Source organism: Pseudorhodobacter ferrugineus DSM 5888 (genome assembly GCF_000420745.1).
GTDB lineage: Bacteria > Pseudomonadota > Alphaproteobacteria > Rhodobacterales > Rhodobacteraceae > Pseudorhodobacter > Pseudorhodobacter ferrugineus.
The window spans coordinates 15098-37397 of the sequence record NZ_ATVN01000005.1; the positions used below are offsets into that span (position 1 = coordinate 15098).

A 22300-nucleotide genomic window follows, 5' to 3' on the forward strand; every position below is an offset into this window, starting at 1 on the left:
GGCGCGCGCGCCTTGTGTTATTGCAGCAGGCTCATGGGATCAATCGCTTCAACCCCTCTGCGGATTTCAAAATGCAGGAAGGCGGGGTTGGCGTTTTGCACCACGGCAATCGCTTGGCCCTTTTTCACCTTGTCGCCTTTCTTTACCTTCACCGCGTCGATTCCGGCATAAACGGTCAGGATATTGCCATCATGGCGCATCACCAAAATGGGCACTTGTCCGGTGTCTTTGGTGATCGCAACCACTTCACCTGCCGCCGCTGCCCGCACGGTGGCACCTGCCGGCGCTGCAATATCAATGCCTTCGGTCTTGCCCTTCACAAAGGGCCGGATAATCTTGCCATCCGCAGGCATCACAAACGCGGATGAGGATGCGGCGGTGCGGGTTGTCCCCATATCGGGCGAGGTGGGGGTTTCTTTTGGTTTGGCGCTTGCAGGCTGGGTCTGTTCTGCTGGTAAAGGGGTTGCCGCTGATGGTGGCACCGGCGTTGCCGAGCCTGCGCCGGGGGCTGTGTTGTCCGCAGTGGCGGGGGCTGCTGCACCCAAGGTTGGGATCAGCAAATACTGGCCTTCGCGCAAATCGAGCGTGGGACCAAGCCCGTTCCAATCGGCAAGCGCCTTGACGCTGACGCCGTAAATGCGGGCCACGGAATAGGCCGTCTCGCCCCGCCTGACCCGGTGGCGGCCCGGCTGCTCGGCTGATACCGGCGCCGCCGATGAGTTGCCCACCCTGTCCAGCGCACCCGAAGCGATGGCTGTCACTTCAATCGGTGCAGGTGCAATCGTGCCACCAATGATCGCGCCACTGGGTGGGGCCGAGCCGATGATGGAGGCCGAGTCGATCCGGCGTGGCAGGGCAATCACCTCGCCTTCGCGCAGCAAATCAGTGGGTTGCAACGCGTTATAGCGCCCCAATTCATCCGCAGTCATCCCCAGCCGCCCCGCGACCGAGGCGACCGTGTCACCCCGCCGCGCTAACGCGACCTGATACCCCGGATAGGCAATGACGCCGCGACTGTCTGCGCGGGGCCGGTTTTCGGTGGCTTGCCGTGCCGCACCACTGGTATCCAGACCGCCGCCCGTCAACCCGCGCAAATCCCAATCCAGCCCCCCCCCTTGTTGCGTACAGGCTGTCATTGCCGTCAGCGCGACACCAAGCATCAAAATGCGCGGGAACGAAGAAGGAGAAATACGGTTCATAATGCACGGCCTCATTGGGTTCGCCCGGGTTAGCCCCGGTGCGGGTTGGTTTACTGCCTTATTCGGCACCTAGACCTTCGATCAAGGGCACAAAGCGCACGGGTCGAAGTTCGTCATACTCATATCCGCTGTCAAGGCGCGTGACCTTGATCAGGCTTTGCACGGCATCCGACTGGCCTACCGGCACGACCATGATACCCCCGATTTTCATTTGAGCCAAGAGGGGCCCGGGCGGGTCTTCGGCCGCGGCGGTCACGATGATGCGGTCAAACGGGCCTTGGTCGGGCAAACCGTAACTGCCATCGGCGGCAAAGGCCGTAATATTGGTCAGGCCAAGGGCACGAAATATCTCAGATGCCTCGCGGACCAATCGGCGGTGGCGGTCTACGGTATAGACGCGACGGGCGAGCTGGCTGAGGATTGCGGCTTGATAACCGGACCCTGTTCCGACCTCCAGCACTGTATCACGGGGCTGCACGTTCAGCGCTTGGGTCATCAACCCGACCACAGACGGCTGGCTGATGGTTTGGCCGCAGGCGATGGGCAGCGGCATATCCTCATAGGTTTTATCGGCGAACAGACCCTTGATGAAATGGCCACGGTCCACCCGCTCCATTGCCGTCAAAACCCGCGCGTCAGTCACACCTTTGGACCGCAAGGCAAACAAAAACCGCATCTTGCGCTCGGCCAGATCGTCGTCGCTTTCCTCGGGCCCTGTGGTCATGCCAAACGCACCTGAATATCGGCCAAACGGTCATGCGCGGTCAAATCGGCGCGCATCGGGGTTACAGCGATGTAATCGTTCATATTGGCGTTCACGTCGGTGCCGGGGCCGCTGTCGACTTGCTGCGCCCCGCCTTTGATCCACAAAAACCGGCGGCCATTGGGGGCGTGATGCGGTTCCACGCCGAAATAGGTGTTTGGCCGCCAGCCTTGGGTGACGACCTGACTGCCTTTTACATCGGCAGCCGAACAGGGCGGAAAGTTGATGTTGTAAAACAGCTGGTAATCATCGTCCGTGTCCCACAGCCCCTTGTCCAACAGCTTGGCGACAAGGGCCGCGCCATGCACACGTGCGCCTTCAAACGGGTCGGCCAATACGTTCGTGCGTTCACCCAAAAACTGCGACAGCGCAATCGCGGGGATACCCTGCAACGCCGCCTCCATCGCGCCGCCGATGGTGCCGGAATAGAGCACATTTTGCCCTGCGTTATTGCCACGGTTCACCCCCGACAGCACCAAATCGGGGCGCGCATCGGTCATCACGTCATAAATGCCAGCCAGCACACAATCGGCTGGGCTACCCTCGGCGGCAAAACGGCGGGGCGCCAGTTCGGCGATCATCGTGGGGTGGGTGTAGCTGATGCAATGGCCCACGCCCGACTGCTCAAAGGCGGGGGCAACCGTCCACACCTCGCCATTCGGCCCAGCGATTTCGGTGGCGATTTCGTGCAAAACCTCAAGCCCGGGGGCGTTGATGCCGTCATCATTGGTGATCAGAATGCGCATATCAGGCCTTTGTCGGTGTCCTGTTCTGATTAGACGACCCCTGCGCGCGGGTAAAGCGCCCAGTCCTGATTGATGCGCAATCTGCGACGATTGCAACGAATTTGCCTCACTCGGGACTGGGGTGAAACGCTGGGCGAAATTTGCACGAAAATGCGGCAGGTTAGGTCTTGGCCTTTGGCCGCGCCTATGGTCTTTGAAGGGCAAGGGTGCAGTTTGCACCGTAAAACGCCTGAGGATATGATGACCGCGCTTACCTGTTTCAAAGCCTACGATGTTCGCGGCCGTCTGGGCGCGGAGTTGAACGAAGGCATTGCGCAGCGCATCGCCCGCGCCTTTGCCCAAGTGATGGGGGCTGAACGGGTTGTCGTGGGCCATGACCCGCGCGCATCGTCTTTGGCCTTGGTCGCAGCGGTCAAAGCAGGGCTGGTTGAGGCGGGGGTTGAGGTGCTGGACCTTGGCCTGTGCGGCACAGAGGAAATGTACCACGCCACCGCGTATTTTGAGGCGGATGGCGGGATCGAAGTTACCGCCTCGCATAATCCGATGGATTATAACGGGTTGAAGATGGTCAAGGCGGGGTCGGCGCCATTGGACCCTGCGACGGATATGGTAAAGATCAAAGCCTTGGCCGAAAGTGCCGATTTTGCGCCCGCCAAGCCGGGCGGTGAAGTGCGACAGGCCAAGGCGGCGCGCGGGGCGTATGTGCGGTCTGTGCTGTCCTTTGTCGATTTGCCCGTGCTGCGCCCGATGAAGATTCTGGTCAATGCGGGCAATGGCGCGGCTGGCCCCACCTTTGACGCGCTGGCCGAGGCGCTGTCGAAAAAACGTGCGCCTTTGTCGTTCATTTGCCTGAACCACGAACCCGATGGCAGCTTTCCCAATGGCATCCCCAATCCTTTGCTGCCCGAAAATCAGCCGATGACAGCCAATGCGGTGCTGGCGGCAGGGGCCGATATGGGCATTGCGTGGGACGGCGATTTTGATCGCTGTTTCTTGTTTGACCATCTGGGCCGTTTCATTCCCGGCGAATATATCGTGGGTCTGCTGGCCGAGGTGTTCTTGGCCAAGGAGAAGGCCGCAACCATTATCCATGACCCTCGGATTATCTGGAATACGCAGGACATCGTAACCCGTCTGGGCGGTAAACCCGTGATGGCGAGGACGGGCCACGCCTATTTGAAACAGGCCTTGCGCGATACCGGCGCGGTTTATGGTGGCGAAATGTCGGCGCATCACTATTTCCGCGATTTTGCCTGCTGTGACAGTGGCATGATCCCGTGGTTATTGATTGTAGAGCTGATGTCGCGGCGCGGCGTTACGCTGGCCGATTTGGTCACGGAACGCTTGGCGGCGTTCCCGTCGTCGGGTGAGATTAACTTTGTCGTGGCCGATGCGCGGGCTGCTGTGGCGCGGGTGCGTGCGGCGATGGAGCCACAAGCCGTGGCGGTGGATGAAACCGACGGCTTGTCGCTGGATATGGGCGGCTGGCGGTTCAGCCTGCGGTCATCGAACACTGAACCCTTACTGCGCCTGAACGTGGAATCGCGCGGCGATGCGGGGCAGGTGGCGCAAGCGGTCGAAACCCTGCGCAGGTTGATCGAAACGTAAGCACTGGCCAAGCCAGACATCCAGATGTCGCTTTTGCTATTGGTTTTTCGGGCGCGGGCGTTAGCCTGACCTGAACATCAGGAGGCATCATGCTTAACGATCCGCTTTTGCAGCCGTATCAGCTGAAACATTTGACCCTGCGCAATCGCATCATGATCACCAGCCACGAACCGGCCTATCCTGATGATGGCATGCCCAAGGAACGGTATCGCGCCTATCATGTAGAGCGGGCCAAGGCGGGCGTGGCACTGACCATGACGGCGGGGTCGGCGTCCGTTTCGCGCGACAGCCCACCCGTTTTCAACAACATCCTTGTTTGGAAGGATGAGGTGGTCGGCTGGATGAAGCAGTTGGCGGATGAGTGCCACGATCACGGGGCCGCCGTGATGATCCAACTGTCGCATCTGGGCCGCCGCACCCGCTGGGACAAGGGCGATTGGTTGCCGTCTGTTTCTACCAGCCACGCCCGCGAACCCGCCCACCGCGCCTATCCCAAAAAGGTCGAAGATTGGGATATTTCCCGTATTATCAAGGACTATGCCGATAGCGCCGAACGTATGCATGCGGCAGGCTTAGATGGTATAGAGCTGGAATGTTACGGGCATTTGATGGACCAATTCATGTCGCCCTTCACCAACACGCTCGACGGTCCTTATGGCGGGTCATTGCAAAACCGCGCTCGTTTTGCGCTGGATGTGGTGGCGGCAATCCGTGAACGCGTAGGCGATCGGTTCCTGATTGGCCTGCGCTATACGGCGGATGAGGTGGCAAAAGGCGGGATTGACGCCGACGAAGGCGTGGCAATTGGCAAGCTGTTTCGCGACTCGGGGCAGGTCGATTTCCTTAATGTCATTCGTGGCCAAATCCACACTGACCCCGCGATGACCGATGTGATCCCGATCATGGGCATGAAATCCGCCCCCCATCTGGATTTCGCAGGCCGTATCCGCGCCGAAGTGGGCCTGCCCACATTTCACGCCAGCCGCATCCCCGATGTTGCAACGGCGCGGCATGCGGTGGCTGCGGGCAAGCTCGATATGGTCGGCATGACGCGCGCGCACATGACCGACCCGCATCTGGTGCGCAAAATCATCGAGGGGCGTGAAGATGATATTCGACCCTGCGTTGGCGCCAACTACTGCCTCGACCGCATTTACCAAGGCGGCCACGCCTATTGCATCCACAACCCCAGCACGGGCCGAGAGGTCGAACAACCGCATGAAATTGCCCGCGCGACAAAGCGTAAAAAAATACTGATCATCGGTGCAGGCCCTGCGGGGCTAGAGGCCGCGCGCGTGGCCGCCTTGCGCGGGCATCAGGTTGTTGTACATGAGGCCGCGCCCAATGCTGGCGGCCAAATCCGTTTGACCGCGCAAACCCCGCGGCGGCGCGAGATGATTGGTATCATCGATTGGCGTTTGGCGCAGTGTGAAAAAATGGGAGTAACATTTAATTTCAACAGCTTTGCCGATGAAGCTACAGTAACACACGAAGCGCCTGATGCGGTTATCATCGCCACGGGTGGCCTGCCCGAAACCGCGATTTTGGACAGCGGTAATGACCTTGTTACCTCAACTTGGGATATTCTGTCGGGTGATGCGCGCCCCGGGTCCAACGTGCTGATCTATGACGAAGCAGGCGACCCCGCAGGCCTGCAAGCCGCCGACAAAGTGGTCGCAGCGGGGGGGCGCGTCGAAATCATGACCCGCGACCGCAGCTTTGCGCCCGAGGTGATGGCGATGAACCTTGTCCCCTATATGCGCACGCTGCAAAGGGCCAATGCCACCTTTACCGTCACGTGGCGCGTGCTGTCGGTGCGGCGCGAGGGCAACGAGCTGGTGGCGCTTTGCGGGTCCGATTATGGCGATATGACCGTGGAACGCCGCGTCGATCAGGTCACCGTCAACAATGCCACGGTGCCACTGGATGACCTTTATTTTGCGTTGAAACCCTTGTCGAAAAACCTCGGGCAGGTCGATTACGAGGCGTTTATTGCAAGCAATCCGCAAACGCCTGAGCCTAACCCCGACGGTGCGTTTCATCTCTACCGCATCGGTGATGCCGTGTCGTCGCGCAACACGCATGCAGCGATCTATGACGCCCTGCGGCTGATGCGCACGATCTGATCTGCCGCCCTTGGCGTCCCTGACCCCAAGTGCTAAACGGTCGCGCAAAGAAGGGGCCGACAGATGACTGATATGCTGGAACACGAACGCAAAACCGCCGCCGCGTGGTTTCGCACGCTGCGCGATGAGATTGTTGCGAGTTTTGAAGCATTGGAAGACCGCCAAACCAGTGGTCCCACAGCCCAATTGCCCGCAGGACGGTTTGAGGTGACGGATACCAAACGCAGTGCCGATGACGGGTCCGATGCGGGCGGTGGTCTGATGTCAGTGATGCGTGGTGGCCGTGTGTTTGAAAAGGTCGGGGTCAATATTTCCACGGTTTACGGTGACTTGGGCCCATCTGCGCAAAAGGCGATGGCCGCGCGCGGTGTGCCGGGCATGGAAAGCGACCCGCGCTTTTGGGCTAGCGGCATTAGCCTTGTGGCCCATATGCAAAACCCCCACGCGCCTGCCGTTCACATGAACACCCGTATGTTCTGGACCCCGCATGCGTGGTGGTTTGGCGGCGGGTCTGACCTGAACCCTTGCATCGAATACGCGCAGGATACGGCGCATTTCCACGCCACGCAGGCGGCGCATCTGGCTCCGCATGGCGATGATCTTTACCCCAAGCTGAAGGCGTGGGCGGATGAGTATTTCTTTATCCCGCACCGCAACCGCGCGCGTGGGGTGGGCGGCATTTTCATGGATGACCGCAACACCGGCGATTGGGCTGCTGATTTCGCGCTGACCCAAGATATCGGCCGTGCGTTTTTGCCTGCCTATGTACCGCTGATTGACCAGCGCCGCGATACTGTTTGGACTGATTCCGACAAAGACACACAGCTCGTCCATCGCGGGCTTTATGCCGAATATAACCTTGTCTATGACCGTGGCACCAAATTTGGCCTTGCAACCGGACATGATGCGAATGCGGTGTTGATGAGCCTGCCACCGATGGCCAAATGGATCTGATCCCTGCATGGATAGACGGCACCCTGCAACCCGTTGAAAAGCTGGCCGTGCATCAGCGGGGCTTGCAGCACAAGGCGGTGTCGGTCTTTGTGCTCGACGGCGGCAAGGTGCTGATCCAGCAGCGCGCGGCGGCCAAGTATCACACGCCAAACCTTTGGGCCAACACCTGCTGCACCCACCCCAATTGGGGAGAGGCGGATGCCGATTGCGCCCGCCGCAGACTGGCCGAGGAGTTGGGGATCACCGACTTGGCCTTGCAAGCGGTGGGCGAAGTCAGGTACCGCGCCGATGTTGGCAATGGCTTGGTCGAGGATGAGGTGGTCGCGGTTTTCACAGCCTCTGCGCCGCCAAACCTTGCGCTAAGCCTGAATTCAGATGAGGTGCAGGCCGTACGCTGGGTTCTAATTGGGACCTTAGTGGATGAGGTCTCAACCGACCCCACCCGTTTTACCCCCTGGTTGCGGATTTATCTGACCCAGCATCGCGGGCAAATTTTGGGCGCGCTTTAAGGCGAAAGCCTCTGGAACTTGTTCGCGATTGCCGCCACCATTGCCGCTCGGTTGGGGCAACGGCAATGAGGAACGCGATGCGCAATTCTGATGATATCTGGGCCAAGGTTGAAGCGCATGAGGCCGATTACATTCGCCTTGCCAATCAGGTGTTCGACACGCCCGAGGTGGCCTATACCGAAGTGAAATCCTGTGTTGCCCATCTGGCCCAGTTGCAGGCCGAAGGGGCGCGGATTACCCAAAACTTGGCAGGCATTCCTACGGCTGTGATGGGCGAATGGGGGCAGGGTGGTCCAGTTATCGCGATCTTGGGTGAATATGACGCACTGCCAGCGTTGGGGCAGGTTCCTGGCGTGGCCGAACCGCAGCCTTTGGGCTATGCGGGGCATGGTTGCGGGCATAATTTGTTGGGTTCTGCGGCATTGCTTGCCGCCGTGGCCTTGCGCGATTGGTTGGCCGAGACGGGCACCGCGGGTCGTGTGCGGTATTATGGTTGTCCGGCCGAAGAAGGCGGGGCGGCCAAGGCGTTTATGGTGCGGGCAGGCATGTTTGAGGATGTGGATGCCGCGATTACCTGGCATCCCGGTGATTATACGGGGCTTATGGCGCCGCTGGCGCTTGCGAATATGCGAATTGATTTCACCTTTTATGGCCGTGCGGCCCACGCGGCAGGCAGCCCGGAATTGGGGCGATCTGCCCTTGATGCGGTGGAGTTGATGAATGTTGGCGTCAATTATATGCGTGAGCATATGCCGGATGATGCCCGCGTTCATTATGCCTATCTGGATGCAGGGGGCGAGGCACCGAATGTGGTGCAATCGAAAGCCACGGTGCGGCAATTGATCCGCTCGCGCGATAATAAGGGGCTGCGCGATTTGGTGGCGCGGGTGCGCAAAATTGGCGACGGGGCCGCGTTGATGACCGAAACTCGGGTCGAGGCGAAAGTGGTTTCGGCGGTGTCGTCGATGCTGTCCAGCCCCGTTTTGGAGCGGGTGATGGAGGCGCAGATTGTGGCGATTGGGGCGCCTGTGTTTGATGGGGCGGATCGGGAATTTGCGGCAAAGATCCGCGCGACCCTGACGCCAGAGCATATTGAGGACACGTTTTACAGGGTTGGCCGCGCGGTTGACCTAGGCCTGCCACTGGCTGATTTTGTGGTGCCGCTGGCCGAACAAAGGCCTGCTGGATCGGGATCTACGGATGTGGCGGATGTGTCTTGGGCCGTGCCGACGGTTCAGGCCTGGGTCACGACTTGCGCACTTGGGACGCCGTTTCATAGCTGGCAATTGACGGCGCAGGGAAAATCGCCGGCGGCCCATAAAGGGATGACCCATGCGGCCAAAATCATGGCGGCGACGGGGCGGGATTTGTTTGCGCGGCCTGATATTTTGGCTGAGGCAAAGGCCGAGCATGCGACAAAACTGGCGCGAGAACCTTATGTTTGCCCGCTGCCCCCCGAAGTGATGCCGCCAATTCCGCGTTGAATGTTCGCGCGCGGACATTTTTGTAACCTATTGATATAATGTGGAAGTCACAAATTTTTTAACCAAATATTAACCTGCGGACATGCGGACGCAGGGCAGTGGGAGGGACGGGACGATGAAGCTTTTTTTGGCCAAGGGGACGATTTCTATCGCGGTGGCAATTACGTTGGAGGAGGCGGGGGTGGGCTATGACCCTGTGGTCGTGGACTTTGCGGCGGGCGAGCAGACCAAGCCAGCCTATCTGGCGATAAACCCCAAAGGGCGGGTGCCATGTTTGATAACGGATCACGGCCGCTTGACCGAGACGGGCGCGATTTTGGAGTATATCGCGGCGCTTGCCCCTGCGGCGGGGTTGATCCCGCAAGATGCGTTTGTCGCGGCACAGATGCGCGAGGTGATGTATTACATCGCGTCGACCCTGCATGTGAACCACGCGCATAAATTGCGGGGGCATCGTTGGGCGGATTTGGAGGCAAGTTTTGCCGATATGCGCGCAAAGGTGCCGCAGACGATGGCGGCGGGCTGTGCCTATTTGGAGCAGGAGGTTTTGCGCGGGCCCTATGTGCTGGGCGAGGCTTTTACGCTGGCGGATGTCTATTTGTTTGTGGTGACGACCTGGTTGGCCGGGGACGGGGTGGATGTGGCGGCCTATCCCAAGCTGTCGGCGTTTGTGGCTGCGATGGAGGTGCGGGCATCGGTGCGGGCTGTGCGGGTGCAAGGGTGGCTTTGACTTTGTTGGGTCGTTTTAAGCGGATGCGTTTTTTAGGTATTTTTGCCAAGATGAAATGGGAAAGGCCTGGGCTGTGGTGCGGGCGGCGGCGTGAGTATTTTTGCAAAGATGAAGCGTTGTATTTTAAGCTAAAGTCGAAACGCATCAGCTGTTTTTGATGCGGTTTGCCAAGGTTGCGAGGGCGGAGGGGTTTGCGCCTTGTGCCTCGGCGCGGTCGGCGGCATTGAGGAGTTTGTACATGCCGCGCAGGCCCAGCCAGCGCAAAGGTTCGGGTTCCCATTTGCGCAAGGGGCGGTTGACCCAAGGCAGGGCTGTGAGGGCGGTTTGACGGTTTAGCGCGAGGTCGGCCAAGGTGCGGCCTGCAAGGTTTGCAGTCGAGACACCGACACCGACATAGCCGCCTGCCGAGCCGATGCGGGTTACGGGGTCAAAATCGACCCGTGCGCACCAGTCGCGCGGCACGCCCAGGGTGCCGCACCATGCGTGGTCGATGGGTGCGTTGGCGGCGGCGGGGAAATGCTGTTTCAGGATGGCGATCAGGCGGCGGATGGTTTCATCATCGGGGGTGCCGTTTTGATCGAGGCGGTTGTTGAAACGGTACGGGATGCCGCGCCCGCCGACCGCGATACGGCCATCATCGGTGCGTTGGCAGTAGCAATAGGCATTGGCGAAATCGCCCAGCATTTCATAGCCTTGCCAGCCGATTTTGTCCCAGACGCTTTCGGGTAGAGGAGCGGTGACGATTTGGGCGGAGTTGAGGGGAAGCAGGTCGCGGGCGTGACCCGCCAGTTGACTGGTAAAGCCTTCGGTGGTGCGCAGGATGGTGCGGGCGGTTATGGGGCCGCGCGTGGTTTCAACGCGGCCCGAATGCAGGGTGGTGACGCGGGTGTTTTCAAAGATGGGGACGCCCATGCGTTCGACCAATCGGGCGAGGCCTGTGACGAGTTCGGCGGGTTGGATGCGGGCGACATTAGGGATTTTGAGCCCGGCGCGGGCGTTCGGGATGGCGACGCGTTGGGCAAGGTCGGCGGCATCAATTATTTGGATATCTGTTTCGCCCCAATGGGTTCGGCTGCGGTGTTCATCCAAAAGGCGGGCATGTTGGGCGGGGTTGGTGGCGACAAGGAGTTCGTCGGTGCGTCGGATATTCGCGGGGATGCCTGCGGACGCGGCAATGCCGATGATTTCATCGACCGTGCCGGACATGGCGCGGACCAGTGCGCGCACGGCCTGTTCAGTGCTGGTGTTAAGGTAGCGATCATGGGTCCATGCAAAGCCGCCCGTGAGCCAGCCACCATTGCGGCCCGAGGCGCCGAAGCCTGCGTGTTCGGCCTCGACCATTATGACCCGCAGATCGGGGGCGGCGCGCGACAGGTAATAGGCGGCCCATAGGCCGGTGAAGCCGGCGCCGATGATGCAGACATCGGCCTGCGTGGGGCCTGGCAGGGCCGGGCGCGGCATCGGGCGGCCGGTTTGGGTGAACCAGAAGGAGGTTTCGCCGGTGGTTTTGGGCCAAAGAGCTGGGATGTGCGGGGTCATTTGGGGCAGAATGGCGCGGGGCGGCGGCGGTGGCAAGTCTGATGAAACGCTTGCGTGGTTGGAAATTGCGGCGCAAGGTTGCAGCATTTAGAGGTTTGTTTTCAGGAGAAGCGCATGTGGGATTTCAAGATATCTGCGGCTTTGGGGTTGATGCGGCGGACAGCACCGTTTTTGCTGTTTCGCGTGATTGTGTATTTCGGGATCACGGCGGCGCTGGTTTTGGCCACGGGCACCGGGGCGGGGCTTGGTTGGGGGATTGGTCATTTCGGGGATGAGGCGTTTCGTGCCACGGCCACTGGATATGGCGCGCTTGGCGGGTTCGGGTTGACGGCGGGGGTGGTGTTTTTCTTTCGCGATTACCTTTTGTACATCGTCAAGGCGGGCCATATCGCGGTGATGGTTGAGGTGATGACCGGCGGCGGGGTGCCTGGGGGGCGCAGCCAGATAGACTATGCCAGATCGGTTGTGGCGGCGCGGTTCGGGCAGGCGTCGGCGCTGTTTGCACTTGATCGGGTGATCAAGGGGGTGGTGGGAGCGATTACCGGCATTGTGCAGGGGGTGATGTCAATTTTGCCGATCCCGGGGCTGAGCAATATCATGGGGGTGGTGCGGGCCTATTTGCGGGTGTCGGTGGGGTTGGTCGATGAGGTGATTTTGGCCCACGCGATCAAGACACGTGCGGTGAAGCCTTGGGCCAGCGCGCGCGAGGCGTTGGTGCTGTACGGGCAGAACGCGCGGCCGATGTTGGTGAACGCGGCGTGGTTGACGGCGATTGTTTATATTCTGAGCTTTGTCGTGTTTTTGGTGATGTTGGCACCTGCGGCGGCGATTGTGTATCTGATGCCGGGGGCATGGTCGGCGGGTGGGTTGGTGTTTGCGCTGATCTTTGCCTGGGCCGTGAAGGCGGCGTTGATTGAACCCTTTGCCATTGCTTGCCTTTTGCAGGTGTTTTTCAAGGTGACCGAGGGGCAGGTGCCCAACCCCGAATGGGAGGCAAAGCTGGACAAATTGTCGGATAAATTCCGTGGGATGGCGGGAAAAGCGGCGGCGTGGGTTGGTGTTGCGCCGAAGGACGTATCAGGGACCAAGCTGTGACATAAAAGCGGATTGTGCCTGCGCGGGGCATGTTGCCCATGCCGCTGTTCTGTGGCATCACAACTCCAACCGAAATTAAACCAATGGGGTCTTCCATGACCGATTTTGCTGCCCGTCGGACCATGATGGTCGATACGCAGGTTCGCCCGTCTGATGTGACCAAGTTTCCGATCATCGAGGCGATGCTTGTTGTGCCGCGTGAGGCGTTTGTTGGCGAGGGGCAGCTTGAGGCGGCCTATGCGGGCGATAACCTGATAGTGGCGCCGGGGCGGGTGATCCTGGAGCCGCGCAGTTTTGCCAAGCTGCTTGATGCGGTGGATGTGCAGCCCGATGAGGCTGTGTTGGATCTGGGCTGCGGTTTTGGCTATTCGACTGCCGTTGTGGCGCGTTTGGCCGAGGCTGTGGTAGCCGTTGAGGAAGACGCCGCGATGGTGGCAGAGGCGCAGGGACGGCTGTCGGCGCATAATGTTGACAATGCGGCGGTGATTGCGGGGCCTTTGGTGGCGGGGGCGGCGAAGCACGGGCCCTATGACGTGATCTTGATCCAGGGGGCGGTGCAAGTGGTGCCCGAGGCATTGACCGCGCAGCTGAAAGACGGTGGCCGGATTGGCGTGATCTTTATGGAAGGCAGCCTTGGGGTTGCAAAGATTGGCCATAAGAGCGCAAATGGTGTAACTTGGCGCTACGCGTTTAACGCATCGGCCCCGGTTTTGCAGGGTTTTGAGGCGGCGGCAGCTTTTGCGCTTTGATAATTCAAGACGGCATATTTGACAGGCGGAGACAGGCAGATGACCAAGTTTAGCAAAGTCCTTCGGGCAGGCGTATTAGGTATTGTTCTGGCGTTGCCGCAGGTCGCTGTAGCCGAAAGCCTTGCCGATGCGTTGATCTCGGCTTACCGCAATTCCAACATTCTGGACCAAAACCGCGCGGTGTTGCGGGCGGCAGATGAGGATGTGGCGCAAGCGGTGGCGACTTTGCGCCCCGTTTTGACGTTTCAGGCGAGCAGCAGCTATGTCCATAATCCGGCGTTTGAAGGATTGACGGGAAGCGTTTCGCTGGTCGCGCAAATGACGCTGTTGGATTTTGGCCGGAATGCGGCGACTGTGGCGGCGCTGAAAGAAACAGTATTTGCGACGCGGCAATCCTTGATCGGATATGAGCAAGAGGTGTTGCTGGATGCGGTGACGGCCTATGTCACGCTGCAACAGCGCCAGGACACGGTAGCGCTGCGCGAGGCGAATTTGCGGTTGATTACGCAGGAATTGCGCGCATCGCGCGACCGGTTCGAGGTGGGCGAGATTACCCGCACCGATGTAGCGATTGCCGAGTCGCGGCTGGCCGCATCGCAGGCGGAACTGGCGACCGCGCAAGGGGATTACGCCATCGCGCGCGAGACGTATAAATTAAAAATCGGACATTATCCCAAGGGGTTGAAGCGTCTTCCTAATATGCCGAGAACCGCCAAGAGCCTTGGTGATGCACAAGCCGTGGCCCAGCGGACCCACCCGAGCATTCGCCAGTTGCAGCATCAGGTTGCAGCTGCCGAGGCAGGGATTGCTTTGGCCAAGGCGAATATGGGGCCAACGCTGACGGGCAATATCAATGTAACCGACGCCCGCAAAAAAGCGTCGGACAGCTTTACTGCGGGCGTGACGCTGAGCCAGACGATTTATGCGGGGGGGCGGCCTTCGTCGCTGTACCGCCAATCTTTGGCAGCGCGTGATCAGGCGCGCGCCGGGTTGAATCAATCGGTGGCGGTTGTGCTGCAATTTCTTGGCGCGTCATGGTCATCGGTTGAAGTGGCGCAGGCGAGCATTCAAGCAAGCGACCGGCAAATCCGGTCGGCGCAGACCGCCTATGACGGTGTGCGCGAAGAGGCAAAGCTGGGCGCGCGAACCACGTTGGACGTGCTGAACGCGGAACAAGAGCTGCTGGCAGCGCGAACAGCGCGGTTGTCGGCGCAGGCAAGCTATTCCATCGGGGTTTACACGGTGCTGGCGCGGATGGGGCTATTGACTGTGGATCACCTGAATCTGGGCATCCCGACTTATGATCCCGAAGCCTATTATAATGCGGTGAAAAACGCGCCTGCGACGTCTTCGCAAGGCAAGCGTTTGGACCGTGTTTTGAAAGCGATCGGCAACTGATGCAGAGGCTTTACGACCGATCTGGCCGCCAGTAGGCAGTGGCAAGCCCGGAACCAGATCGTTTCGGGCCGCGTATTGTCGCCTAAATGACGACGATTGTTGACTAAATCGTAAATCGTTAACCGGATCATACCCAATTCCTTGTCATATGGGCCGTGAATCGGTAAAGTTTATAAAAGGCGTGCGCGCCGATTATAATTGCGATGGCGGGTCAATATCTGGCCATGTTTGGTGCGATGAGGCAGGTGGTATGTCAGAGCCAATGAGTTCGGGTGATATTGAGGACGTGCTGTCCTCGATTAGACGGCTTGTGTCCGAGGATTTGCGCCCTGCCGGCAAGGACGGGCCAGCAAAAGCGCTCGCCGAAAGTGGTGCCGCAGCCAAGGCTTTGGGGCCTGATACAGGCGGTAAGTTGCTGCTGACGCCGGCTTTGCGGGTTGTATCCACCCAAAACAGCTTTCCCACGCAACCGCATGGTGACGCTGTGGCGGATGTGATGCCCGAAGATGCAGAGCCTGAAACCGATGCCGATGACGCGCTTGTGAGCCGCACAGCGTTTGATTCGGCCGCCGAGGATGAGGATTGGTTGCCGGAACGTGCCAGTGACGGCGAGACCTATCCAGGTTGGGCGCAAGCCGATGATGCCATAGAGCCAGAGTCCCAGATGGGCCGTGTGGTTCATGAAATCGCGGCAGGCGTGACCGATGGCGAGGATGATTGGGAGCACGAAGGCGATGACGCAACAGTAAGCGCGGTTTCGTGGCAAGCACCGGAATGGGTGGAAGAGGCTGAACTGGTCGACGAATTGGCCAGTACCGTTGCAGCGCGCAGAGCGATGGCCGATTTGGCCGAGGAGGCCGCCGTGGCCGAGATAATGGCGCGGGCTGCCCAAGCGAAGCATGACGCGGACAAGCCTGCCTTTGCGGACAAGCCAGTATCGGCAGAATCAGACGATGCGGACGATGATATTTTTGCGGAAGCTGAGGGGTATTTCGACGAGACAGTGTTGCGCGATTTGGTGCGCGACCTGATCCGCGAAGAGCTGAGCGGGACACTGGGCGAGCGCATCACGCGCAATGTGCGCAAATTGGTGCGGGCCGAGATAAACCGCGCTTTGACAGCACGCGATTTTGACTGACATCGGCTTTGCGTTTGGGGAATGAAAAAAACGCGCCCAGACCCTGAGCGCGTTTTTTCTTTGTTAACCGTGTTGGGGTTAAGCTGCTTCTGCCTGTTCCAGGGCATTGCGGCGCTCGGATTCTTCACGCGACAAAGCAACGGAGGTACGAATCCCTTTGGACACGAATTCCATCAAGCCTTTGACAACACGTTCATTCGGGTCGATTCCAGCGCAGGACAACACTTCGCGCCCATCGCGCGAGCGTGCCCAGCGGGCGATCTGATCAGGGCCGTTGCCATATTTTTTATCGTCAGCGATGGCATCATCCAGCGCCGCCAGAACCACGGCGGCAAAGAGCTTGCGCGCGCGCTGCCCTTGTTCAAAATTGAAAGCAGTTCCATCTACGAAGTCTAGCATCGGGCCGTCCTATTCTTGGTCTTGCGTTTTTCGACGTTCGCGCAATATGACCATTTTCACGCGATTCGGCATCCCTTGTTTGACATGGCTGATATGCGCATTGCGCATGGCTGTCGGATCGGAACACTGTATCTTGTAAGCTTGTCGGCGCTAACAGTGGTATATATAGGGTCTGTTAGGATTACTTCAACTTTTCGACAAGGTTTTGTCATAATGCCAAAGATCAATGGAAACGAAATTAAGGCCGGTTTTGTGCTGGAGCATGATGCGGGCCTGTGGGCGGCGGTGAAGGTGAACATCGTAAAGCCGGGAAAAGGCGGGGCTTTTGCACAGGTCGAGCTGAAAAACCTGCGCGACGGGCGCAAGTTGAACGAGCGGTTCCGGTCGGAAGACAAAGTCGAGAAGGTGACTTTGGAAAACAAGGACCAGCAGTTTTTGTATGAAACCGACGGGATGTTGGTGTTCATGGACAATGAGACGTTTGAGCAGATCGAGCTGCCTGCCGATTTGTTGGGCGATCGACGGCCGTTTTTGCAAGATGGCATGATGGCGACGGTGGAGTATTTCGGCGACGAGGCGCTGTCGATGCGCCTGCCGCAAAAGGTTAAGTGCCGGATTGTGGAGACCGAGCCTGTGCAAAAGGGCCAGACGGCTGCGAACAGTTTCAAGCCCGCGATTTTGGACAATGGTGTGCGTGTGATGATCCCGCCGTTTATCGGCGTGGACGAAGAGATCATCGTGCATACGGAATTGATGGAATATTCCGAACGCGCCTGAATGGTTTGGGGGCCGGTTAGCCTGTCCCCAAATACACCACCGCTGCGCCGCCTGCCGTCATGGCATCGGTGGCGCGGTCATAGCGCAGGTAGGCGATGGCTTGGCCGTTACTTTGCGTAAAGATCTGACCCACGGGCTTATCCCCGGCCATGATCTCGGTCCCGACGGGGACGGGCGCGGAAACCGACACGCGGGCGATGCCCTTGCGCAGCTCGGTTTTATGCTTCATCCGCGCGGTCACCTCTTGTCCGACATAGCAACCCTTGCGGAAATCAACGCCGTGGAGCCGCTCAAACCCCCATTCAAGGATATAGCTGTCGTTCGGGATCAACTCGATCATCGTTTCGGGGATCAGGTGGGCCACGCGAATGGCGTCCCAGTCTGTGTTGGTTTTGGCCCCCGCGGTTGGGCCATAGTGCCGCCAGCCAAGCGCTGCATGGCGCGGGTCGGGGTATGCGGCGCCTGCGGGTGGGTGGCCAAGGCCGCGGGTGACGTGGATGTCGTGGGCCGGTGTTAGGTGCACATCGGCGCGCAGTTTGTACATGGACAGGCGTTTCAGGAGGTCATCCGCTAGGGCGGTTGGCAAATCCAGATGCAAGCCGTCAGCTGTGCCCAGCACAAAGAAATCGGCCAGATATTTGCCTTGGGGGGTTAGGACGCCGGTCCAAGCCAAGCCCGGAGCGGAGGCAAGGCGCGTGATGTCATTGGTCAACAAGCCTTGCAGGAAGGTGGCGGCATCTTTGCCTGTGACCGAAACGATGGTGCGGGTGGTCATTTGGGCGGTCCTTTGCGGTAAGGTCTTATGCCTGAAACTGCAGCTTGCACAGATCGGCGTATAGGCCGGAGCGGGCTAGCAATTCCCCATGGGTGCCACTGTCAACAACGCGGCCCTGATCCATTACGACAATATGGTCGGCGTTGCGGATGGTGGCAAGGCGGTGCGCGATCACAAGGGTGGTACGGCCAGCGGCGGCGCGGGTCAGGGCATCGGCGACCAGCGCCTCGGATTGGGCGTCAAGGGCACTTGTAGCCTCATCCAGCAGCAGCACGGGGGCGTCGCGCAGCAGGGCGCGGGCAATGGCCACGCGTTGGCGCTGGCCGCCAGACAGGGCCGAGCCGCGCGGGCCTGCGGGGCTGTCGAGGCCCAAGGGCAGTGCGCCCACAAATTCCGACACATGGGCGGCGTCCATCGCAGTCGCTAGGGCTGTAATGTCGGGCGTGGTGCCAAGCGTGATGTTTTCGCGCAGGGTTTCATCAAACAGGGCAGCGTCTTGGGTGACAACCGCAAACTGGCTGCGCAAATCGGGCAAGGGCAGGGTGGCGATATCGGTGCCATCAAGGCTTATCTGCCCCGATTGCGGTTCGGCCATCGCGGTCAGCAGGTTGAACACCGTGCTTTTGCCCGCCCCCGATGCGCCCACAAGCGCGGTCATTTTGCCCGCAGGTGCCGTGAACGACAGGCCCCGCAACACCGGCACATCGCCGTAGCCAAAGACCACATCATCCATCACGATTTGCGGTGCAGTATCGGGGTGGGTAAGGCAGGCCGTGGCGCGAGGACGCGGCGCGGGCTGTATATCAAACAGCCGGAACAGGCGTTCCAGACTGGCAGCGGCGACTTGCCAGAACCCTGCCATATCGCCCAAACGGCGCAAGGGTTGAAACGTTAGCGCCATGGCCGAGAAGAACGCCATGAAATCGCCGATCGTACGCTCGCCTTCAACAATCTGCGCGCCGCCCAGCATGACCACGGCAAAGAACCCCACCCCCGTGATCACATCGATCAAGGCTGGAATCGTTGACCGCCCCGCCACCATGCGCAGTTCGGCGCGGATGATGCGTTGGACGATCGCGTCGAACCGGCTGACTTGATAGGCCTCCATCCGGTTAAGTTTGACAGCTTGGATACCGTGAAACACTTCGTCAAGACGGGTGGCGCGGTGGCCAGCGTCATTGCGCATCGCGGCGGTTTTGCGGCGGATATAGCGCTGGATAATGATGGCGGGTGCGATCAGGATGGGGGCACCGATCAGCGCGGCCAAGGTCCAGACCGGATCAATGGTAATGGCCACGGCAAACAGGCCTATCAGCGAAATAATATCGCGTCCAACGCCGGTGATCACGGTTGACCACACCCCTTGAACCGCAAGTGTGTCGCCTTGGACCCGTTCGATCAGGGCACCCGGCGGGTTGGTTTGGAAAAATCCGCCATCCAGCGTCAGGATATGGCGCAGCAAATCGACCTGCATCGCCGAGGAGGAGCGCTGCGCGATAACGGTAAGCAGGGTTTTTGAGGTTATCGAGGTCACCGCTCGGATCAGGAACAGCCCGAGGATGGCGAAGGCGACCCAGATCAGTGCATCTTCGCCACCCGCTGAAAAAACTTTGTCAAACAGGGGTTTGAGCATATAGGACAATGCTCCCAAGGTGCTGCCTTCGACAATCATCACGCAAATAGCCACGGCCATTAAGCCGCTGTGGCGGCGCAAATAGCCCGACCATAGCCGCCCGAACAGGCGAGAGGAGCGGTAGGGATTGTCTTTGGCGGTTTTGGTCACGGGGTTTGGAGCCGGTATAAGGACGGGATGGCAAAGGTGTAGCGCGATATGGCGGGGGGCTGCAAGGCGGGGCCAGTTGATGGGGTCGCTGACGGGACAGCTGATGGGGCAGTTGACGGGGCCTTTTTGCAGGCCTAGCAATTGGCGGTGAATCAATTTGGATATGCCCGTAATGAAAACTGCTGTGTCGCTTGCTGCTGGTCGCCCTTATCTTGCTATTCCTGGACCGTCGGTGATGCCCGACCGCGTGTTGCGTGCGATGCACCGCGCGTCACCCAATATTTATGGTGGCGAGATTTACGATGTGGTGGCAGGTATTTGGCCGCGCCTGCGCGCGGTGGCGGGCACCACGCAGAACTGCGCGATCTATATCGGCAACGGCCATGCGGCGTGGGAGGCGGCGAATGCCAACCTGTTTTCGCGTGGCGACAAGGCATTGGTTTTGGCCGTGGGGCGGTTTGGCATTGGTTGGGCAGAATCGGCGCGCGCGATTGGTGTGGATGTCGAGGTGATGGATTTCGGCAAATCCACTCCTGTTGATATGGCGCGGGTCGAGGCGGCGCTGCGGGCGGATAGTGGCCATAAGATCAAGGCCTTGCTGGCCACGCAGGTCGATACATCGAGTTCGATCAAGACCGATGTGGCGGCGTTGCGCGCGGTTTTGGATGCGGTGGGGCACCCCGCCTTGTTGGCGATTGATTGCATCGCGTCGCTTGGCTGCGATGAATTCCGGATGGATGCTTGGGGCGTGGATGTGGCCGTGGCCGCCAGCCAAAAGGGATTGATGACCCCGCCCGGATTGGGGTTTTTGTGGTTTTCCGACAAGGCGCGGGAACGGTGTCGCGGTAATGATCTGCGCACCCCCTATTGGGATTGGGAACCGCGGGCCTTTGGCACCGAATTCTGGCAGTATTTCAACGGCACAGCGCCAACGCACCATATTTATGGGCTGGCCGAGGCCTTGGTGATGCTGGAGGAAGAAGGGATGGAAAACGTCTGGGCGCGGCACCATGCGCTTGCAGGCGCGGTTTGGGCGGCGTTTGATGTCTGGGCCAGTGGCAGCGCGACAATTGCGATGAACGTGGCGCAGCCTGCCGATCGGGGGTGGTCGGTGACAGCGGCGCGGATTGGTGGGCAAGATGCCACGCGGTTGCGCGAATGGTGCGAGCACGAGGCGGGTGTGACGTTGGGCATTGGCCTTGGCATGGCGCTGCCTGGCGATCCGGCTTGGCACGGGTTCTTGCGGGTCGCGCATATGGGGCATGTGAATGCGCATATGACGCTGGGTGTGCTGGCCGTGATGGAGACGGGGATGCAAACGCTGGGTATTGCGCATGGGGCTGGTGGGATTATGGCGGCGACACGGGCGTTATCCTCGCGCTCAGCTTGATTTCTTGTGAAATTATGATATATATAGTTTCAGGAGAAATGAAATGTCTGTACATCTGCTGAAAACTGAGTCTCGATTGACGCTTGGCCAAGTCGCGGCCAAGGCGGCTTTCAATGCCGCGCGCGAATTGGGGCTGACCCAGCGTGATCTGGCGCGGGTGATCGGGGTGTCTGAGCCGTCGGTCAGCCGGATGAAGGGGGGCGGGTTTGCGCTGGAGGGCAAGCCGTTGGAGCTGTCTTTGTGCCTGATCCGCGTCTTTCGCGCGCTGGATGCGATGACGGGGGGCGAGGCGGCGGTTATTCGCGGCTGGATCGCCAATAATAACACCGATTTGGGGACGGCCCCGCGCGATATGATTGTGACGGCAGCGGGGCTGATTGATGTGATGAACTATCTGGATGCGGCGCGTGCCCCCGTTTGAGGCATCACTGCGGCCGTTCAAGGGCGGGCTGTGGCGGATCATTGAAGGGCAATACAGATCATCCACCTTACGGATTGTCGATACATTTCAAGAACATGACATGCTGGAGGCGATGCTGGAGGCATCCAAGCCCGTGGTCCCTGCGGAATGCCTGCATCTGGATTACCAGTTCTGGTCGCCGTTTCGTTATGGCTGTTACCCAAAGGATTCGCGGTTTCGCCGGCGTGGCCGCACCCCCGGCGTTTGGTACGGGTCCGAGGCGCCGCTGACCGCGATGTGCGAGATGATTTGGGGCATGTTGCGGTTTTTCAAGGCGTCTGTGGGCACGCCGTTGCCGCGCCGTGCGGTGGAATATACGGCCGTGCGGGCCGATATTGCGACGCCGTTCTTGCTGGACCTGACCACGCCGGATTGGGCGGGGCAAGGCGATTGGATTGCGGGGGAGGATTACACCGATTGCTTGACGTTGGCCGACAGGTTGCGCGCGGCGGGGGGCGAGGCGGTGCGCTATGCGTCCGTGCGCCAGCCAGATCACGCGGCGAATGTGGCGGTGTTTACCTGCCACGCCTTTGCCAAGCCGCATCCCACAGCGCTGCAAACCTGGCATGTTCTGTATTCTGACGCGTTGCAAAGGGCGACGAACGAGACAGAGGGCTCACGCTATTCCTTAGTTATTGATGATGTAAAATTTAACTTTATATCATAGTCTTGCAGCAC

General features: G+C 59.8%; 21 protein-coding genes. 14 read left to right on the forward strand and 7 right to left on the reverse strand.

The annotated features are described in order from the left end of the window. Positions 1 to 17: 17 nt before the first annotated feature. From G560_RS0105880 to surE, 3 genes are read right to left on the reverse strand one after another with little or no spacing between them, the layout of a single operon-like run. Positions 18 to 1199, reverse strand: coding sequence for a peptidoglycan DD-metalloendopeptidase family protein (locus G560_RS0105880; protein WP_022703385.1), 1182 nt, complete (start codon positions 1197 to 1199; stop codon positions 18 to 20). A gap of 58 nt (positions 1200 to 1257) precedes the next feature. Then, on the reverse strand, positions 1258 to 1923 hold the full coding sequence (locus G560_RS0105885) for a protein-L-isoaspartate(D-aspartate) O-methyltransferase (RefSeq protein WP_022703386.1): 666 nt from the start codon (positions 1921 to 1923) through the stop codon (positions 1258 to 1260). Continuing rightward, complete coding sequence (gene surE / locus G560_RS0105890) at positions 1920 to 2708, reverse strand: 5'/3'-nucleotidase SurE (RefSeq protein ID WP_022703387.1); 789 nt, start codon at positions 2706 to 2708, stop codon at positions 1920 to 1922. Before surE ends, G560_RS0105885 begins: the two co-directional genes overlap by 4 nt. 240 nt (positions 2709 to 2948) lie before the next feature. On the opposite strand from surE, the gene G560_RS0105895 reads away from it, so the two are divergent. The 6 genes from G560_RS0105895 to G560_RS0105920 all read left to right on the forward strand — a co-directional run bounded on the left by G560_RS0105895 (position 2949) and on the right by G560_RS0105920 (position 10119). Continuing rightward, complete coding sequence (locus G560_RS0105895; RefSeq protein ID WP_028913780.1) at positions 2949 to 4316, forward strand: phosphohexomutase domain-containing protein; 1368 nt, start codon at positions 2949 to 2951, stop codon at positions 4314 to 4316. Positions 4317 to 4405: 89 nt separating this feature from the next. Further along, positions 4406 to 6442, forward strand: coding sequence for an NADH:flavin oxidoreductase (locus G560_RS0105900; RefSeq protein WP_022703389.1), 2037 nt, complete (start codon positions 4406 to 4408; stop codon positions 6440 to 6442). Between the two features lie 63 nt (positions 6443 to 6505). Beyond that, the gene (gene hemF, locus G560_RS0105905) at positions 6506 to 7396 is read left to right on the forward strand and encodes an oxygen-dependent coproporphyrinogen oxidase (RefSeq protein WP_022703390.1); all 891 of its coding nucleotides are present in this window, start codon (positions 6506 to 6508) and stop codon (positions 7394 to 7396) included. Beyond that, on the forward strand, positions 7387 to 7905 hold the full coding sequence (idi, locus tag G560_RS0105910) for an isopentenyl-diphosphate Delta-isomerase (protein WP_022703391.1): 519 nt from the start codon (positions 7387 to 7389) through the stop codon (positions 7903 to 7905). The genes hemF and idi overlap by 10 nt, the downstream gene beginning before the upstream one ends. Before the next feature lie 77 nt (positions 7906 to 7982). After that, positions 7983 to 9389: an amidohydrolase gene (locus G560_RS0105915; protein WP_022703392.1), complete on the forward strand. Its 1407-nt coding sequence runs from the start codon at positions 7983 to 7985 to the stop codon at positions 9387 to 9389. Positions 9390 to 9504: 115 nt separating this feature from the next. Further along, complete coding sequence (locus G560_RS0105920) at positions 9505 to 10119, forward strand: glutathione S-transferase family protein (RefSeq protein ID WP_022703393.1); 615 nt, start codon at positions 9505 to 9507, stop codon at positions 10117 to 10119. Between the two features lie 144 nt (positions 10120 to 10263). On the opposite strand, the gene G560_RS0105930 is transcribed toward G560_RS0105920, so the two are convergent. Beyond that, positions 10264 to 11658, reverse strand: coding sequence for an NAD(P)/FAD-dependent oxidoreductase (locus G560_RS0105930; protein ID WP_050525224.1), 1395 nt, complete (start codon positions 11656 to 11658; stop codon positions 10264 to 10266). Positions 11659 to 11772: 114 nt separating this feature from the next. On the opposite strand from G560_RS0105930, the gene G560_RS0105935 reads away from it, so the two are divergent. From G560_RS0105935 to G560_RS0105950, 4 genes are all read left to right on the forward strand, one after another. After that, on the forward strand, positions 11773 to 12753 hold the full coding sequence (locus G560_RS0105935; protein ID WP_022703396.1) for a hypothetical protein: 981 nt from the start codon (positions 11773 to 11775) through the stop codon (positions 12751 to 12753). Between the two features lie 95 nt (positions 12754 to 12848). After that, positions 12849 to 13502, forward strand: coding sequence for a protein-L-isoaspartate O-methyltransferase family protein (locus G560_RS0105940; protein ID WP_028913783.1), 654 nt, complete (start codon positions 12849 to 12851; stop codon positions 13500 to 13502). Between the two features lie 39 nt (positions 13503 to 13541). Next, positions 13542 to 14900 (forward strand): TolC family outer membrane protein, encoded by a 1359-nt coding sequence (locus tag G560_RS0105945; RefSeq protein WP_022703398.1) that lies wholly within the window; start codon positions 13542 to 13544, stop codon positions 14898 to 14900. Between the two features lie 250 nt (positions 14901 to 15150). Then, on the forward strand, positions 15151 to 16038 hold the full coding sequence (locus G560_RS0105950; protein WP_155947169.1) for a hypothetical protein: 888 nt from the start codon (positions 15151 to 15153) through the stop codon (positions 16036 to 16038). A 78-nt stretch (positions 16039 to 16116) separates the two neighbouring features. Here G560_RS0105950 and G560_RS0105955 read toward each other — a convergent pair whose 3' ends face one another. Next, the gene (locus G560_RS0105955; protein WP_022703400.1) at positions 16117 to 16437 is read right to left on the reverse strand and encodes a DUF6280 family protein; all 321 of its coding nucleotides are present in this window, start codon (positions 16435 to 16437) and stop codon (positions 16117 to 16119) included. Positions 16438 to 16650: 213 nt separating this feature from the next. Between G560_RS0105955 and efp the strand changes: the two genes are divergently transcribed. After that, positions 16651 to 17214, forward strand: coding sequence for an elongation factor P (efp, locus tag G560_RS0105965; RefSeq protein WP_022703402.1), 564 nt, complete (start codon positions 16651 to 16653; stop codon positions 17212 to 17214). A gap of 16 nt (positions 17215 to 17230) precedes the next feature. Here efp and ygfZ read toward each other — a convergent pair whose 3' ends face one another. Together ygfZ and G560_RS0105975 are read right to left on the reverse strand one after the other, a co-directional pair. After that, positions 17231 to 17989: a CAF17-like 4Fe-4S cluster assembly/insertion protein YgfZ gene (gene ygfZ, locus G560_RS0105970; protein ID WP_022703403.1), complete on the reverse strand. Its 759-nt coding sequence runs from the start codon at positions 17987 to 17989 to the stop codon at positions 17231 to 17233. A gap of 25 nt (positions 17990 to 18014) precedes the next feature. Further along, positions 18015 to 19772 carry an ABC transporter ATP-binding protein gene (locus G560_RS0105975; protein WP_022703404.1) on the reverse strand — a complete coding sequence of 586 codons (1758 nt, stop codon included), beginning with the start codon at positions 19770 to 19772 and terminating at the stop codon, positions 18015 to 18017. A gap of 184 nt (positions 19773 to 19956) precedes the next feature. Between G560_RS0105975 and G560_RS18695 the strand changes: the two genes are divergently transcribed. Genes G560_RS18695 through G560_RS18700 form a run of 3 tightly spaced genes read left to right on the forward strand, consistent with a single transcriptional unit; the run spans position 19957 to position 22289 of the window. Continuing rightward, complete coding sequence (locus G560_RS18695) at positions 19957 to 21162, forward strand: pyridoxal-phosphate-dependent aminotransferase family protein (protein WP_033419289.1); 1206 nt, start codon at positions 19957 to 19959, stop codon at positions 21160 to 21162. Positions 21163 to 21205: 43 nt separating this feature from the next. Continuing rightward, complete coding sequence (locus tag G560_RS0106000; RefSeq protein ID WP_028913786.1) at positions 21206 to 21583, forward strand: MbcA/ParS/Xre antitoxin family protein; 378 nt, start codon at positions 21206 to 21208, stop codon at positions 21581 to 21583. Beyond that, on the forward strand, positions 21561 to 22289 hold the full coding sequence (locus G560_RS18700) for an RES family NAD+ phosphorylase (protein WP_022703408.1): 729 nt from the start codon (positions 21561 to 21563) through the stop codon (positions 22287 to 22289). Before G560_RS0106000 ends, G560_RS18700 begins: the two co-directional genes overlap by 23 nt. Positions 22290 to 22300: the final 11 nt, after the last annotated feature.

Excerpts from the sequence above, each read along its gene's own strand:
- G560_RS0105885 (WP_022703386.1), bottom strand. The coding sequence starts at position 1,923 with ATGACCACAGGGCCCGAGGAAAGCGACGACGATCTGGCCGAGCGCAAG.
- ygfZ (WP_022703403.1), bottom strand. The coding sequence starts at position 17,989 with ATGACCACCCGCACCATCGTTTCGGTCACAGGCAAAGATGCCGCCACC.
- G560_RS0105940 (WP_028913783.1), top strand. The coding sequence starts at position 12,849 with ATGACCGATTTTGCTGCCCGTCGGACCATGATGGTCGATACGCAGGTT.
- G560_RS0105950 (WP_155947169.1), top strand. The coding sequence starts at position 15,151 with ATGTCAGAGCCAATGAGTTCGGGTGATATTGAGGACGTGCTGTCCTCG.
- G560_RS0105915 (WP_022703392.1), top strand. The coding sequence starts at position 7,983 with ATGCGCAATTCTGATGATATCTGGGCCAAGGTTGAAGCGCATGAGGCC.
- G560_RS0105945 (WP_022703398.1), top strand. The coding sequence starts at position 13,542 with ATGACCAAGTTTAGCAAAGTCCTTCGGGCAGGCGTATTAGGTATTGTT.
- surE (WP_022703387.1), bottom strand. The coding sequence starts at position 2,708 with ATGCGCATTCTGATCACCAATGATGACGGCATCAACGCCCCCGGGCTT.
- hemF (WP_022703390.1), top strand. The coding sequence starts at position 6,506 with ATGACTGATATGCTGGAACACGAACGCAAAACCGCCGCCGCGTGGTTT.
- G560_RS0105880 (WP_022703385.1), bottom strand. The coding sequence starts at position 1,199 with ATGAACCGTATTTCTCCTTCTTCGTTCCCGCGCATTTTGATGCTTGGT.
- efp (WP_022703402.1), top strand. The coding sequence starts at position 16,651 with ATGCCAAAGATCAATGGAAACGAAATTAAGGCCGGTTTTGTGCTGGAG.
- G560_RS0105935 (WP_022703396.1), top strand. The coding sequence starts at position 11,773 with ATGTGGGATTTCAAGATATCTGCGGCTTTGGGGTTGATGCGGCGGACA.
- G560_RS0105930 (WP_050525224.1), bottom strand. The coding sequence starts at position 11,658 with ATGACCCCGCACATCCCAGCTCTTTGGCCCAAAACCACCGGCGAAACC.
- G560_RS0105895 (WP_028913780.1), top strand. The coding sequence starts at position 2,949 with ATGACCGCGCTTACCTGTTTCAAAGCCTACGATGTTCGCGGCCGTCTG.
- G560_RS0105920 (WP_022703393.1), top strand. The coding sequence starts at position 9,505 with ATGAAGCTTTTTTTGGCCAAGGGGACGATTTCTATCGCGGTGGCAATT.
- G560_RS0105955 (WP_022703400.1), bottom strand. The coding sequence starts at position 16,437 with ATGCTAGACTTCGTAGATGGAACTGCTTTCAATTTTGAACAAGGGCAG.
- G560_RS0106000 (WP_028913786.1), top strand. The coding sequence starts at position 21,206 with ATGTCTGTACATCTGCTGAAAACTGAGTCTCGATTGACGCTTGGCCAA.
- G560_RS0105900 (WP_022703389.1), top strand. The coding sequence starts at position 4,406 with ATGCTTAACGATCCGCTTTTGCAGCCGTATCAGCTGAAACATTTGACC.
- idi (WP_022703391.1), top strand. The coding sequence starts at position 7,387 with ATGGATCTGATCCCTGCATGGATAGACGGCACCCTGCAACCCGTTGAA.
- G560_RS18700 (WP_022703408.1), top strand. The coding sequence starts at position 21,561 with ATGCGGCGCGTGCCCCCGTTTGAGGCATCACTGCGGCCGTTCAAGGGC.